This is a genomic window from Pseudoalteromonas sp. G5_S1_14_S5 (assembly GCF_054968605.1).
On record NZ_JBQKUM010000225.1, the window covers coordinates 1 to 511 of the forward strand.

At 46.8% G+C, this 511-nt stretch carries 1 protein-coding gene; it reads left to right on the forward strand.

The window, feature by feature from the left end:
* Window positions 1-45: 45 nt before the first annotated feature.
* Window positions 46-511 (forward strand): IS4/Tn5 family transposase DNA-binding protein (locus tag ACTRWI_RS22645; RefSeq protein ID WP_499133934.1); only part of this gene is annotated, 466 nt, incomplete at its 3' end.

The following is a 511-nucleotide window of genomic DNA, read 5'->3' on the forward strand; positions in this document are numbered from 1 at the left end:
TATGTGTGCGATCAGATCATACAAATCCACTATTTTTGGCTTGCTATGTCTCTTTTTAATCACGAACAATGGGCCGATGACCATTTTGGCAGCTCCACTCTGGGCGATAAACGCAGAACAGAACGACTAAAATGTGTAGCCTCTCAGTTAGCCGCTAGCAGTGGAAAGTCCCTAGCTCAAACTTGTCTAGGAAGTGAGTCAAAACTAGAGGGAGCGTACCGCTTGATCCGTAACGAAAATGTCAGCCCATCCGTGATTAGAGCTGCAGGCTTTGAATATGCAGCTCAACAGGCGGCTAGTGTCGATGAAATACTTGCCCTTGAAGATACGACTTCTTTAAGCTTTAAGCATAGTGTTGCTCCCTCGTTAGGAAAGCTCGGTAAAGAAACAGATACGTCTCGTGGATGGTGGGTTCACTCCGTTATGCTGCTGGATAGCCATACATCGAGAACATTGGTACTGATACATCAAGACTGGTGGTGCCGCCCCGATAAGCTTGGTGATGCTGATG